The organism is Pseudomonas indica NBRC 103045 (assembly GCF_002091635.1).
GTDB classification, from domain to species: Bacteria; Pseudomonadota; Gammaproteobacteria; order Pseudomonadales; family Pseudomonadaceae; genus Pseudomonas_M; species Pseudomonas_M indica.
This window is the reverse complement of the sequence record NZ_BDAC01000034.1, coordinates 1-13,235: the sequence shown is the minus strand read 5'-3', so window position 1 is coordinate 13,235 and position 13,235 is coordinate 1. Positions and strand designations below refer to the sequence as shown.

The following is a 13,235-nucleotide window of genomic DNA, read 5'->3' as shown; positions in this document are numbered from 1 at the left end:
GTCGATTGACGTCTATCAGGTGACGATTCATGAACGAGTTGGACAGAAACGCCTGGGCCGGTTACGGCTCGACCAGTCTGTTCGTGCTGCTCTGGAGCAGCGGCGCGATCTTTTCCAAGTGGGGCCTGGCGTTCGCCTCGCCCTTTGCCTTCCTCGAAATCCGTTCGGCCATTGCCTTGCTCGGGCTGCTCCTGCTGGCGCCCTGGTTGCGCCTGCATTTGCCGGCCGGTCGGCGGGAGCGCCTGTATGCCCTGGCGACCGGTGCGGTGCTGCTCGGTGCCTACCAGATCTTCTATCTGCTGGCGCTGGAGCTGCAGGTGACGCCCGGTGTGATGGCTACGCTGCTGGGCGTCCAGCCAATCCTCACGGCGATCTGCCTGGAGCGCCGCCTGTCGCCGGCGCGCTGGTGCGGCCTGGGGCTCGGGTTGGGCGGGTTGGTGCTGGTGGTCTATGAACGCATCGGGCTGGCCGGCTTGTCCTGGGGCGGCATGCTCTGCGGATTGCTGGCGCTGGTCAGCATCACCCTGGGGGCGATCATGCAGAAGCGCATCCGGGAGAATCCCCTGGGTACTCTGCCGCTGCAGTACCTGGCGGGACTCCTGCTGTGCTCGGCCTTCGTGCCGTTCCAGTCTTTCCGGGTCGACTGGAGCCTGGGATTCCTCGTTGCGGTGGGCTGGATGGGGCTGGTCATTTCCCTGCTGGCGACCCTGCTGCTGTACCGGCTGATCGCCCGCGGCAACCTGGTGAACGTCAGCAGCCTGTTCTACCTGGTGCCCGCCGGGACGGCGATTCTCGATTACCTGGTGTTCGGCAACCGCTTGGCGATGCTCAGCCTGGTTGGCATGGGGTTGATCGTGCTGGGCCTGCTCTTCGTCTTCCGCACGCCGACGGAGGAGCGGGGCAAGGTCGCCGAGACGGCTTGAAGGTCCGGCCCGTGGGAGCGATACCGTTCGCTTCCACGGGCCGTGCTCATTGCCGTTCTTGTAGAAGTGGGCTCTCTTCGTCGGTTCGCTCCTTGGTCGCCTCGACCGGCGTCGGCTTCAGGACCAGCCAGAGCGCCAGGGCGATCAGCGCACCGCCGTAGAGGTAGGCCCAGGACAGCGGCTCGTCGAGCAGCAGAGCACCCCAGAGCACGCCGAAGGGCGGGATGAGGAAGGTCACGGTGCTGGCTTTCACCGGCCCGATATCGTCGAGCAGGCGGAAATACAGGATGTAAGCCAGCGCAGTGCAGAACAGACCGAGCCCGGCCAGACTGGCCCAGACCGCGCCGCCGCCCCAATTGGCCGGTGGTTGCACTGTGGTGGCGACGGCGAACAGTGGCAGCAGGAACAGGCTGGCGCCCACCTGGCTGCCAAGGGCCACCAAGCGGCTGTCCAGGCCGCCTTGCTGGTTGATCCAGCGCCGTGCGAGGAAACCGGCGAGGCCATAGCAGGCCGTAGCCACCAGACAGGCGAGGGCGCCTCCCAGCAGCGTCGTGTCGAAGGCCACCGGCCCGGTACGGGTCAGCACGGCCACGCCGAGCAGGCCGATCAGCACGCCGCTGGCCTTGGCCAGGGTCAGCGCTTCGGCGAAGAACAGTGCGCCGATGAGCACGCCCATGAGCGGCGTCGTGGCGTTGAAGATTGCCGAGTAGCCCGCCGGCAACAATTGTGCGGCGATAGCGTACATGGCGAAGGGAATGCCCGAGCTGAACACGCCAAGCAGCAGGCATTGCCTGAGTTTGCCGCGGAAATCCCAGCCCACGCGCAACACCAGCAGGATCGCCAGCAGCCCGAAGGTGGCCAGCAGCACCCGGAAGAAAGCGGTCGGCAAAACACCGATTACCGGTGCGATGATGCGCATGAACAGAAAGCTGGCGCCCCAGAGGGCTGCGAGGCTGAGCAGACGGAGAAAATCGGATGTTTTCACGGTGGTCTCCCTGACCGGCAGGAGAACGAAGTGTTGCCGCAGGGCCGGCGCTTGGCAATCCGAAACGCGCTTTTCAAGGGTTGAGGCCGTTTTTCGTCGAATGAGACGGCATTTTGCTACTTCCGACCGCTTTCCCTCGGCACGGCCACTGGCTAAGCTCGCCATTCCGAATTCGCAGCAGAGACTTCCCCATGGTGCAGCAATCGGCCGCAGAGATCGCCCGTCAGATTCTCAATGGCTTCGATGATTACCGTGAGCATTTCCGGCACATCACCGACGGTGCCCGCGCACGCTTCGAACAGGCGCAGTGGCAGGAAGCGCAGCGGGCCTCGGCGGCGCGGATCAACCTCTACGAGGAAAAGGTCGGCGAAGTGACGGCGCGGTTGCGCGAGACCTTCAACGAGGAGTTGCTGCTGAGCGTCGGGCTCTGGCCCCTGGTGAAAAGCGCCTACATTGCGCTGATCGACCTGCGTTTCGACGATGAGCTGGCGGAGACCTGGTACAACTCGATCTTCTGCGGGCTATTCAGCCACGATTGCATCAGCGACGGCACCATGTTCGTGCACACCACCCGCCCGTCGCTGCGCAGCCACGAGCGTGCCGCGCAAACCCGCAGCTACGACCCGCAGGGGCATCTGCAAGGCATGCTCGAGCAGATCTTCGAGGATTACCGTTTCGACGTGCCCTACGAGGACCTGCCCCGCGATATGACGCGCCTCGAAGGGCAACTGCGGCAGAACCTGCCGGACTGGGTATGCAAGGACCCGGAGCTGCGCGTGGAGCTGTTCTCCTCGGTGCTCTACCGCAACAAGGGGGCGTACCTGGTCGGGCGCATCTACACCCGCGACGAACAGTGGCCGCTGGTGATCCCGCTGCTGCACCGCGAAGGGAAGGGCATCCAGGTCGATGCGCTAATCACCGACGAGGCGGAGGTGTCGATCATCTTCTCCTTCACCCGTTCCTACTTCATGGTGGACGTGGCGATCCCGGCGGAGTTCGTCGGCTTCCTCAAGCGCATCCTGCCGGGCAAGCACATCGCCGAACTCTATACCTCCATCGGCTTCTACAAGCACGGCAAGTCGGAGTTCTACCGGGCGCTGATCAACCACCTGGCCACCACCGACGACCGTTTCGTCATGGCGCCGGGCGTGCGGGGCATGGTCATGAGCGTGTTCACCCTGCCGGGCTTCAATACCGTGTTCAAGATCATCAAGGACCGTTTCTCGCCATCGAAGAACGTCGACCGCGCGACGGTGATCGAGAAGTACCGGCTGGTGAAGAGTGTCGACCGGGTGGGGCGCATGGCCGATACCCAGGAGTTTTCCGACTTCCGCTTCCCGAAGAGCAAGTTCGACCCGGATTGCCTCGCCGAACTGCTGGAGGTGGCGCCATCCACCGTCGAGATGGAAGGGGATACGGTACTGGTGCGCCACTGCTGGACCGAGCGCCGCATGACCCCGTTGAACATCTACCTGGAACATGCCAACGAAGCCCAGGTGCGCGAGGCACTGGAGGATTACGGCCTGGCGATCAAGCAACTGGCGGCGGCGAATATCTTTCCTGGCGACATGCTGCTGAAGAACTTCGGCGTTACCCGTCACGGGCGGGTGGTGTTCTACGACTACGACGAGATCAGCTTCCTCACCGAGGTGAACTTCCGCCGCATCCCGCCGCCGCGTTATCCGGAGGACGAGATGTCCTCCGAGCCCTGGTATTCGGTGGCGCCCAACGACGTGTTTCCGGAGGAGTTCCCGCGTTTCCTCTTTGCCGACATCAACCAGCGCCGGCTTTTCGCCAAGCTGCATGGCGATCTTTATGACGCGGATTACTGGAAGAGCCTGCAGGACGCCATCCGCGCGGGCAAGGTGATCGACGTGTTCCCGTATCGACGCAAGGCCGAAGAAGCGGTGAGTTGAGGCGAAGGGCGGCCTTCCGGCCGCTCGGGCGAATGAATTCGCCCCTACACATAGCCGACCGTAGGGGCGAATTTATTCGCCCGATCATCGTTCTGTAGCCAGCCCTGCTCCGGGCCATGTACGCGGCTCGGTATACAAACCGTAGGCCGATCCGGCCATTCCTACCTGTTACCGCTGTTTCTCTTCCCCATGTGTCGAAACGCACCGCCACGGTGCGCGGCTGCACTCGTTACGGGCATCTTCGGGTGTAGAAGGAACTTGTCCGGTTGGACGAATTTTTTATCAGGAGACTCTGCAAACCAATCGCTTAGCGCTTCCCGGTGGGAATGAAAAAGGCAGGTGGCACACATCATGCCTTTTATTTCGTATACAAAAACTGCCTTGACAGGTGCAAAGGCTGTATACGGCTGTCGGGCGATACCCAGGGAGAGCGTTCATGATCGAGCAGCAACGTCCGGCCGGTTACAGCCCGCGCCTGCACAACCACGATCTTGGTCCCGTGCCGCAAACATGGAACTGGTACAACATCTTTGCCTTCTGGATGAGCGACGTGCACAGCGTCGGCGGCTATGTTTTCGCCGCCAGCCTGTTCGCCCTTGGCCTGGCCAGTTGGCAGGTGCTCATCGCGCTGCTGGTGGGCATCTGCATCATCCAGGCGATCGCCAATCTGGTGGCCAGGCCCAGCCAGATGGCGGCGGTGCCGTATCCGGTGATCTGCCGGCTGGCCTTCGGCGTGTTCGGCGCGAACATCCCGGCGGTGATTCGCGGCCTGATCGCCGTCGCCTGGTACGGCATCCAGACCTACCTGGCGTCCAGCGCGCTGATTATCGTGGTGCTGCGCTTCTTCCCGGGGATGGCCAGCCTGCACGAGGTGACCTTCCTCGGCCTGTCCTACCTCGGCTGGTTCGGCTTCCTCTCGCTCTGGTTCGTCCAGGCGCTGGTGTTCTGGTGGGGAATGGAGGCGATCCGCCGTTTCATCGACTTCGCCGGCCCGGCCGTGTATGCCGTGATGTTCGTGCTGGCGGCCTGGATCGTCTGGAGGGCCGGCTGGGACAACATCAGCTTCACCCTGGCGGAGAAGGAGCTGTCCGGCTGGGCCGCCTTCGGCCAAGTGATCGTGGCCATCGCCCTGGTGGTGTCCTACTTTTCGGGGCCGACCCTCAATTTCGGGGACTTCAGCCGCTACTGCCGCAGCATGCAGGATGTCCGGCGCGGCAATTTCTGGGGCTTGCCGGTGAACTTCCTGGCCTTCTCCCTGGTGACCGTGGTGATCGTCTCCGGCACCCTGCCGATCTTCGGCGCGATGATCCACGACCCGATCGCCACGGTCGCGCGCATCGACAACACCACGGCCGTGCTGCTCGGCGCTTTCACCTTCGTCACTGCCACCATCGGCATCAACATCGTCGCCAACTTCGTCTCCCCGGCCTTCGACTTCGCCAATGTCGCGCCCAGCCGCATCAGCTGGCGAGCCGGCGGCATGATCGCCGCGGTGGCCTCGGTGTTCATCACGCCCTGGAACCTGTTCAACAACCCCGAGGTGATCCACTACACCCTGGATGTGCTGGCGGCCTTCATCGGCCCGCTGTTCGGCATCCTGCTGGTGGACTTCTACCTGGTGCAGAAGCAGACGATCGACGTCGATGCGCTGTTCGACGACAGCCCCAACGGGCGCTACTGGTACCGCAACGGGGTCAATTGGCTCGCGGTGCAGGCGCTGGTGCCGGCAGCGCTGATCGGCCTGTGCTTCACCTTCGTGCCCTGGTTCCAGCCGATCGCCAACTTCGCCTGGTTCACCGGTTGCTTCCTCGGCGGGGCGTTCTTCTACGCACTCAGCCGATTTGCTCCCCGCAGCGCTTCTGCGACCGGGCAGGAAGCCGCGTCGTTGGGCTGAGGCGAGCCTATCTTTCGTTGTGCCGGAGGCGGGTTTTCCCTTGGGAAGGCCCGCCGCGCATTTTCCCCTCCGCTCCGTTAGAACTATCCGCGAGCGGGGCCGTCGATCCTGTATTGGCTGCCTGTCGATAAGGATCGCTCCCATGGATCAGCAAAACCCTCTCGGAACGGTGTTGGTGGTGTTCGCCGGGTTGTTCCTGTGCATCGTGCTCGCCGGTTTCGCCCACGGCGCCGTGCCGCTCACGGCAAGTCCCTTCGCGTCGATCAAGCGTGACGCCGGTTTTGCCGGCAAGGCCTCGCCGATGCCATCCGCTGTCAGCCGCGCGTACCAGCCGGCCCGCTCGGGTCGCGAGGTCGGTTTCGTCGCCGGCCGCGATCCGCATGAGGCCAAGGTTCAGCCCTAGTCCTGGTGGGGTCGACTGAACTGTCGTTCGTCAGGCAAATCGCCATGACGCAAGGCAAAACGGCAGGCAGCATCTAGGCTGTGAAGAGAGGGCAGGGCCCTCGTCCCCAGCTCATCAGAGGAGTGCAGTCGATGAAAGCATGGTTTGAACGTTGGGTCTGGAATCTGAGCGTCGCCCTTGGGCTGGTCGAGCCGCCGCGTCCGATCGAAGTCCGCCAGGAGGCGCAGCCCCGGCAACGGCGTTAAGGCTTGTGGCTGCGCAGCCAGTCGTCGATCAACTGGTGCAGGCGCTCGCCGGAAAAGCTCGGGAAATGCCCGCCATGCACGGTGCGCACCGGTAGCTGACGCAGCCGGAGCAGGCTGTTGGCGTAGTCGTTCCGGTTCGAATGGTAGGCGTCGTCTATCAGCGGACCGTCATAGACGATATCGCCCGAGAACAGCGTTTGCGTCTTCTCTTCCCACAGGCTGATGCCGCCCGGCGAATGGCCGGGGGTATGCAGCACCTGCAATACCCGGTCGCCCAGGTCGAGCACGTCGCCCTCGTCGATCAGCCGCGTCGCCGGCGCCGCCTTCACCTGATATTCCGCATAGCACAACGGGCAGTCCGGGTGGGCTTCGAACATCTCGTCATCGACATAGGGATCGGCCAGGGTGTTGGACCGGGTCGGGGCGGCGAGGATGTCCGCCTCCGCCGGGTGCACTAGGCGCTCGGGAAACTCATGGTGCCCGGCGATGTGATCGAAGTGCGTATGGCTGGCCACTGCCAGCAGTGGGCGTTCGGTTAGCCAGGGTAACTGCTCGCGCAGGCTGACCAGCCCGGAACCGGAGTCGATCAGCACATCGCGGTCGCGGCCCTGCACGTGCCACAGGTTGCAGCGGTAGAACGGGCGGATGTAGGGCTCGTGGATCAGGCTGATGCCGTCGTAACGGTGTTCCACCTCGAACCAGAGGTCGCGGCTGACGATCTTCATGGCGTTCCCTCGTGGACTGTCGGCTCATTGTAGGAGCGGCGCTGCCCACGCACATGCGTCGCGGGCAGCATCTCTCCAGCCGTCAGGCCACTTGCGCCCTCGGTACCAGCACCCAGCGGCGCAACACCAGGTAGCTGGCGGCGGTGAGCAGGAACACCGGCAGCGAGGCCCCGTAGGCCAGCGGCGAGACCCAGCCCCAGTAGTAGGCCAGCACGGCGCCCAGTCCGTAGGCCGCGAAGGCGGCCGGATTGATGCCGTTCAGGTAGCGGTAGCGGCCGCCGCGTTCGTCGAGCAGCTCGCTCACCGCGTATTGCCCGCGGTGGATCACGAAGTAGTCGGCGATCAGCACGGCGAAAGCCGGGATGAACACACTGCCGATCACCAGCAGGAAGTTCTGGAAGTTATCCAGGATGCCGGGAATCTGCGAGCCCAGGATGGACAGCACGCCGATGGTCAATGCCGGCTTCCAGAAGCGCGTCTGCGGGCGCATGTTCAGGTAGGAGAGGGTGGCCGAATACACGCACATCACGTTGGTGGTCATCACCGAGAGGAACACCACGATGGCCGCCGGCAGGCCGAAACCGAACCCGGCCAGCAGCACGGCCGGGTCGTAGGTCTGTTCCATGCCGGTGAGCACGCTGAAGCCGGACACCGTAGCGCCCAGCCCCATGGCCAGCAGCGTGGCGGCGACGTAGCCGACCCAGGTGCCCACCGCCGCCACGCCCTGGCTGCGGCAGTTGCGGTTGTAGTCGGCGGCCAGGGGAATCCAGGAGAAGGCGGTGGCGATCACGATGTCGAAGGCAATGCCGGGGCTGATCTCGTTACGCGGCTGCACCGGCATGCTCAGCAGTTCGCCGAACTGGAAGTTACGGCCCATGGCATAGAACACCGCCGCGGCGAGCAGCAGCATGCCGATGGCGGCCCAGCGTTCGACCCGCTCGATGCCCAGGTGCCCGCGCAGGGCGATGAGCACCACCAGGGTTTCGCAGAGCACAGTGAACAACGGCAGGTTGGAATAACCGGTGGTGGCTTCCAACGCGTAGTTCAGGCTCATCCCGGCCAGCAGTGCCTGGATCCAGCTCCAGGCCAGCAGCGTCAGCAGGTTGACCAGGGACGGCAGCTTGGCGCCGTGGATGCCGTAGCTGCCCCGCGCCAGCACCATGGTGGTGAGGCCACTGCGTTGACCCATCAATCCGACCAGCACCAGCGGCAGGATGCCGAGCCCGGAGCCGACCAGGACAATGAGCATGGCCTGCAGGAAGGGCAGGTCGGGTACCAGCAGCATGCCGGTGAGGATGGTGGTCACCACCACGTTGGCGCCCAGCCAGAGCGCGGTGGTGCCGCCCAGGCCGAGGCTGCGGTGATCGCTGGCGGTGGGTTCCAGGCCGTCCCGGCCGAAGTGTTGGGTGATCTGCTCGAACATGTGACGACTCCCCGTATTGGCTTTATTGGTCTTGGTTGGAACGTGGCAGTCAGGTGAAGCGTTTCGGTGTTGTTGTTCTATGGGCGCCGTTCGGCGCCTTGGGCGAATGAATTCGCCCCTACGATTTGAATTGCGACCCTGCTTGTAGGAGCGGGCTCTGCTCGCGATCCGGCGTCACTCGGGTCGAGCAATCGCCAGCAGAGCTGGCTCCTACGGGTTATCGGGCCTCAGGGGTGAAACGGCGGCGCCTCCAATATCTCGATGAGCAACGGGCGATCCAGAGGTGCGCTGCGCAGCAGATCGGCCAGGTGGGCGTGGTCCCGGGCGCGCTCCGCCGCGCAGCCGAAGCCGCGGGCAATGGCGAGGAAGTCGGGGGTGAAGATGTCCACGCCCAGCGGGGTGATGTCGCGGCGCTGCATGTAGCGCTTGATCTCGCCATAGCCCTGGTTGTTCCACAGCAACACGATCACCGGCACCTGCGCCTCCACGGCGCTGGCCAGCTCGGGCAGGCTGAACTGGATGCCGCCGTCGCCGATCAGGCACACCACCGGACGGTCCGGCTCGGCCAGTCGGGCACCGATGGCCGCCGGCAGGCCGTAGCCGAGGGTGCCGTAGCCGGTGGAGCTGTTGAACCAGCGACGCGCGCCGTCCAGCTCCACCAGATGGTTGCCGCTGTACACGGTCTGGGTGGAATCGCCGACGAAGCGGGCGGCCGGCAAGGCGTCCAGCACGGTGGCGAACAGCGTGCGGTAATGCGCCCAGCCGGCGAAGTCCTCGGCCAGTTGTGCCTGTACCGCCGCAGTGCGCCGGGCGCCGGGGCTCTGTGGGTCCACCGCGCGTGTCGGCAGCTCTTCCAGCAATAGGCGCATGGCCTCGCGGGCGTCGCTCTGGATCGCCAGGGTCGGCGTGAAGTTGCGTTGCAACTGCCGGGCGTCGATATCGATGCGGATCAACTCGCCAGCCAGTTTGAAGTTGCCGTCGAACACCACGTCGTAGTCGGTTTCGCTCAGCTCGGTGCCGATGGCCAGCACCACGTCGGCCTCCAGCGCCAATTGGCGTACCGGCACCAGCGACTGGTTGCTGCCGAGCAGCAAGGGGTGGCCCGGAGGCAGCAGGCCCTTGGCGTTGATGGTCAGCGCCGTCGGTGCGTCCAGCGCGGCGGCCAGGACACGCGCCTCGGCCTGGGCCTCGATGCAGCCGCCACCGAGCAGCAGGAGCGGCCGTTCGGCCCGGCGCAGCTTGTCCGCCGCTTCGCGCAGCAGGGCGGCCGGTGGGGCCGAGCGGCTGGTGCGTGGCTTGGCTTGCACGTGCAGGTGATCGGCGGGGGCGGTGATGATGTCCAGCGGCAACTCGATGTGCACCGGGCGCGGTCGTTCGCCCTCGAACACAGCGAAGGCGCGGGCCAGCACCGCCGGCAGTTCCTCGACGCTCATCAGCGTGTAGCTGAAGGCGGTGACGCCGGCGGTCAGGCCGCGCTGGTCCGGCAGTTCGTGCAGGTAGCCCTTGCCCAGGCCGAGGCGGTCGCGTTCGTTGACGCTGGAAATCACCAGCATGGGAATGGAATCCGCGTAGGCTTGGGCCATGGCGGTGAGGATGTTGGTCATCCCCGGTCCGGTGATGATGAAGCACACCCCGGGCTTGCCGCTGGCACGGGCATAGCCGTCGGCCATGAAACCGGCGCCCTGCTCGTGGCGTGGGGTGATGTGACGGATACCGCTGTGGGGCAGGCCACGGTACAGCTCGACCGTGTGCACGCCGGGAATGCCGAAGACGGTATCCACGCCCCAGGCTTCCAGTTGCTTGACGAGAAACTCGCCGCAGGTGGTCATGGTTCGAAATCCTCAAAAGGCGGGGCCGGGTACAGGCCAGCCCCTTTCCGTAAGGGCGAATTCATTCGCCCGTCCCGGTCGCGTCTCTCAACCCACGATCCAGTGCGCCATCAGCGCGATGATCGGCAGGGTGATCAGCGTACGGATGATGAAGATCACGAACAGCTCCAGCAGGTTCAGCGGCAGCTTGGCCTTGAGGATCAGCACGCCCACCTCGGACATATAGATCAACTGGGTCAGCGACACGCAGGCCACCACGAAGCGGGTCAGCTCGCTCTCGATGCCCTTGCCCAGCACGGCCGGCAGGAACATGTCGGCGAAGCCCACCAGCATCGCCGGCGCGGCCTTGGCGGCGTCCGGCAGTTGCAGCGCTTCCAGCAGCGGCACGAAGGGGTAGGACAACCAGGTGAACACCGGGGTGTACTCGGCGATGGCCAGGGAAACCGTGCCGATGGCCATCACCAGCGGCAGCAGGCCGAGCCAGATGTCCACCACGTTGTGCACGCCGATCCGCACCATCTCCACGGGCGAGGGATTGCTGTTGGCGCGCTTGACCGCTTGCACCAGACCCCAGCGCAGCAGCGAGGTGTCGCTGGGGACATCCTCCTTGATCTGTTTGCCGACGCCCGGCATGTACTCATCCTTCTTCCACGACAGCGGCGGGATGCGCGGCGTGATGATGGCGGCGGCGAGGCCGGCGACCACCACGGTGAGGTAGAAGGGCACGAACAGGTGGTCCAGCTTCATGAAGCTGGTGATCAGCAGGCTGAAGGCGATCGAGGCGATGGAAAAGTTGGTGGCGATCACCGCCGCCTCGCGGGCGCTGTAGAAGCCCTTCTGGTACTGCTGCGCAGTGATGAGCACGCCGACGGTGCCCGAGCCGAGCCAGGAGGCGATGGCATCGATGGCCGAGCGACCGGGCAGACCGAAGATCTTGCGGAACACATTGCGCACCAGGGTGCCGCAGAACTCCATCAGACCGTAGTCGGTGAGCAGCGGCAGGACCAGGCCGGCAACCAGGAAGAAGGTGATCAGCACCGGTGCCAGGTCCTTCAGCACCACGCCGCCGGTGTTGGCGTTCCAAACCCAGGCCGGGCCGAATTCCCAGAAGGTCATCGCGGCGAACACCGCGCCGATCACCCGCAGGGCGAGCCAGAACGGGTGCAGGTTGAACAGCTCGTTCAGTGCGCGGCGCTCGGTGATCCAGCGCGGCTTGGCCAGGCTGCCGACCAGGCCGAGTACCGACGAAAACACCAGCAGGCCCACGGCAATCGCCGGCAGCCAGGCACCCACGGCCGCCTTCAGGCCGTCGGCGAGCAGGCCGAGGCCGATGGTGACCTTTTCCTCATAGACGATGGGGGTGAGGAACAGCAGCACGCCGAGCAGCGACGGGATCAGGAAGATCAGCAACTGGCGCAGGTTGAAGGAAGCGTCCGCCGGTGGCTGGTCGTCCATCAGGAGCATGGGTTCGTCACGGTTCATGGTTAACACCCTGATTATTGTTGTTGAGCGTTGCGGGTGCGCCGGAGAGCGCACCCGCCAGGATAAAAAGCCCGGTCGCGCCTCAGCGGCGCTGTACCCCGGGCAGCACGCAGAGCATTTCGTACAGCAGGTTGGCTCCCAGCAACGAGGTGTTGCCGGTGGTGTCGTAGGGCGGGGAAACCTCCACCAGGTCGCAGCCGATCAGGTCCAGGCCGTGGCAGCCCCGGATGATCTCCATCGCCTGGATGGTGGTCAGGCCGCCGATTTCCGGGGTGCCGGTGCCGGGGGCCCAGGCCGGGTCGATGCCATCGATATCGAACGACAGGTACACCGGACCGCCGCCGACCTTTTCGCGCACCTCGGCCATCAGCGGTTCCAGCGACTTGTGCCAGCACTCCTCGGCCTGCACCACGCGGAAACCCTGCTTGCGGCTCCAGTTGAAGTCCTCGGCGGTATAGCCCTGGGCACGCAGACCGATCTGCACCACGCGGTCGCAATCCAGTAGCCCTTCCTCGACGGCACGGCGGAAGGTGGTGCCGTGGGCGATCTTCTCGCCGAACATGTGATCGTTGACGTCGGCGTGGGCATCCACGTGGACCAGCCCGACCTTGCCGTGCTTCTTCTTGATCGCACGGAGAATCGGCAGGGTGATGGTGTGGTCGCCACCCAGGGTCAGCGGCAGGATGCCGTGTTCGAGGATGTCATCGTAGGCGGCCTCTATGATGCGGATTGCCTCGGCCATGTTGAAGGTATTAATCGCCACGTCGCCGATGTCGGCCACATTGAGCGAGTCGAAGGGCGCGGCGCCGGTGGCCATGTTGTACGGGCGGATCATCACCGACTGGGCGCGGATCTCGCGGGGACCGAAGCGCGTGCCGGAGCGCAGCGAGGTGCCGATGTCCAGCGGCACGCCGACGAAGGCGGCGTCCAGGGCACGTTTTTCTTCGGGGGTCTGGATGTGCGGCAGGCGCATCATGGTGGCGATGCCGCCGAAGCGGGGCATTTCATTGCCGCCCAGGGGCTGGTGGAAGGTCTTCTCCACGGGGTGGCCTCACGGTTCTTGTGGTTGTAGGAATCGTTGGGCCGGATTCTTCGTCAGTCGGCGAAACGGAAAAATCGCTGGCGGCAAATACTTAGTTCAGGAATTTATGAAGTAATGGGAGGTATCAAGTGAGGGGTGAGGATGATCGTCCCTCGGTGACGTTTTTCAACGGGTAAGCGTAGCCCGGGCGCAAGCCGGGCTACGGAACGCCACGCATAGGGGCGAACTCATTCGTCCGCTTCAGCGCAACCAGCGCCTCAACAACCCGCTCCCGGTGTCTTGCAACGGACGAGTTCCGAACCATGGCAGGCTGTCCAGCGGTATCCACAGCTTGCCTTGCCATTCCAGCAGACTCACCCGTTGCGAGG

11 protein-coding genes are annotated in these 13,235 nt (G+C 64.7%); 5 read left to right on the top strand and 6 right to left on the bottom strand.

From position 1 onward, the window contains the following. Positions 1-29: 29 nt before the first annotated feature. Entirely contained in the window at positions 30-923 is an 894-nt protein-coding gene (locus tag PIN01S_RS24915) for a DMT family transporter (protein ID WP_084339609.1), read from the top strand. Positions 924-969: 46 nt separating this feature from the next. Here the strand turns inward: PIN01S_RS24915 and PIN01S_RS24910 are convergent, their stop codons facing one another. Continuing rightward, the gene (locus tag PIN01S_RS24910; protein ID WP_084339608.1) at positions 970-1,908 is read right to left on the bottom strand and encodes a DMT family transporter; all 939 of its coding nucleotides are present in this window, start codon (positions 1,906-1,908) and stop codon (positions 970-972) included. Positions 1,909-2,099: 191 nt separating this feature from the next. Here PIN01S_RS24910 and aceK point away from each other — a divergent pair, with 191 nt between their 5' ends. The 4 genes from aceK to PIN01S_RS27395 all read left to right on the top strand — a co-directional run bounded on the left by aceK (position 2,100) and on the right by PIN01S_RS27395 (position 6,366). Next, the gene (gene aceK / locus PIN01S_RS24905) at positions 2,100-3,824 is read left to right on the top strand and encodes a bifunctional isocitrate dehydrogenase kinase/phosphatase (protein ID WP_084339607.1); all 1,725 of its coding nucleotides are present in this window, start codon (positions 2,100-2,102) and stop codon (positions 3,822-3,824) included. A 439-nt stretch (positions 3,825-4,263) separates the two neighbouring features. After that, on the top strand, positions 4,264-5,718 hold the full coding sequence (locus PIN01S_RS24900; RefSeq protein WP_084339645.1) for an NCS1 family nucleobase:cation symporter-1: 1,455 nt from the start codon (positions 4,264-4,266) through the stop codon (positions 5,716-5,718). A gap of 142 nt (positions 5,719-5,860) precedes the next feature. Next, complete coding sequence (locus PIN01S_RS24895; protein ID WP_084339606.1) at positions 5,861-6,121, top strand: hypothetical protein; 261 nt, start codon at positions 5,861-5,863, stop codon at positions 6,119-6,121. A gap of 131 nt (positions 6,122-6,252) precedes the next feature. Beyond that, on the top strand, positions 6,253-6,366 hold the full coding sequence (locus tag PIN01S_RS27395) for a PA1414 family protein (RefSeq protein WP_303621432.1): 114 nt from the start codon (positions 6,253-6,255) through the stop codon (positions 6,364-6,366). On the opposite strand, the gene PIN01S_RS24890 is transcribed toward PIN01S_RS27395, so the two are convergent. The 5 genes from PIN01S_RS24890 to speB all read right to left on the bottom strand — a co-directional run bounded on the left by PIN01S_RS24890 (position 6,363) and on the right by speB (position 12,867). Beyond that, positions 6,363-7,091, bottom strand: a complete 729-nt coding sequence (locus tag PIN01S_RS24890; protein WP_084339605.1) for an MBL fold metallo-hydrolase — start codon at positions 7,089-7,091, stop codon at positions 6,363-6,365. The two genes, PIN01S_RS27395 and PIN01S_RS24890, sit on opposite strands and share 4 nt — an antisense overlap. Positions 7,092-7,173: 82 nt before the next feature. Next, positions 7,174-8,514, bottom strand: a complete 1,341-nt coding sequence (locus PIN01S_RS24885; RefSeq protein ID WP_084339604.1) for a purine-cytosine permease family protein — start codon at positions 8,512-8,514, stop codon at positions 7,174-7,176. 227 nt (positions 8,515-8,741) lie between these two features. Beyond that, positions 8,742-10,343 (bottom strand): 5-guanidino-2-oxopentanoate decarboxylase, encoded by a 1,602-nt coding sequence (locus PIN01S_RS24880; protein ID WP_084339603.1) that lies wholly within the window; start codon positions 10,341-10,343, stop codon positions 8,742-8,744. A gap of 87 nt (positions 10,344-10,430) precedes the next feature. Beyond that, positions 10,431-11,825, bottom strand: a complete 1,395-nt coding sequence (locus tag PIN01S_RS24875) for a YjiH family protein (RefSeq protein ID WP_084339602.1) — start codon at positions 11,823-11,825, stop codon at positions 10,431-10,433. An 82-nt stretch (positions 11,826-11,907) separates the two neighbouring features. Next, positions 11,908-12,867 (bottom strand): agmatinase, encoded by a 960-nt coding sequence (speB, locus tag PIN01S_RS24870; protein ID WP_084339601.1) that lies wholly within the window; start codon positions 12,865-12,867, stop codon positions 11,908-11,910. Between the last annotated feature and the right edge of the window lie 368 nt (positions 12,868-13,235).

Excerpts from the sequence above, each read along its gene's own strand:
- PIN01S_RS24915 (WP_084339609.1), top strand. The coding sequence starts at position 30 with ATGAACGAGTTGGACAGAAACGCCTGGGCCGGTTACGGCTCGACCAGT.
- aceK (WP_084339607.1), top strand. The coding sequence starts at position 2,100 with ATGGTGCAGCAATCGGCCGCAGAGATCGCCCGTCAGATTCTCAATGGC.
- PIN01S_RS24895 (WP_084339606.1), top strand. The coding sequence starts at position 5,861 with ATGGATCAGCAAAACCCTCTCGGAACGGTGTTGGTGGTGTTCGCCGGG.
- PIN01S_RS27395 (WP_303621432.1), top strand. The coding sequence starts at position 6,253 with ATGAAAGCATGGTTTGAACGTTGGGTCTGGAATCTGAGCGTCGCCCTT.
- PIN01S_RS24890 (WP_084339605.1), bottom strand. The coding sequence starts at position 7,091 with ATGAAGATCGTCAGCCGCGACCTCTGGTTCGAGGTGGAACACCGTTAC.
- PIN01S_RS24885 (WP_084339604.1), bottom strand. The coding sequence starts at position 8,514 with ATGTTCGAGCAGATCACCCAACACTTCGGCCGGGACGGCCTGGAACCC.
- PIN01S_RS24880 (WP_084339603.1), bottom strand. The coding sequence starts at position 10,343 with ATGACCACCTGCGGCGAGTTTCTCGTCAAGCAACTGGAAGCCTGGGGC.
- PIN01S_RS24875 (WP_084339602.1), bottom strand. The coding sequence starts at position 11,825 with ATGAACCGTGACGAACCCATGCTCCTGATGGACGACCAGCCACCGGCG.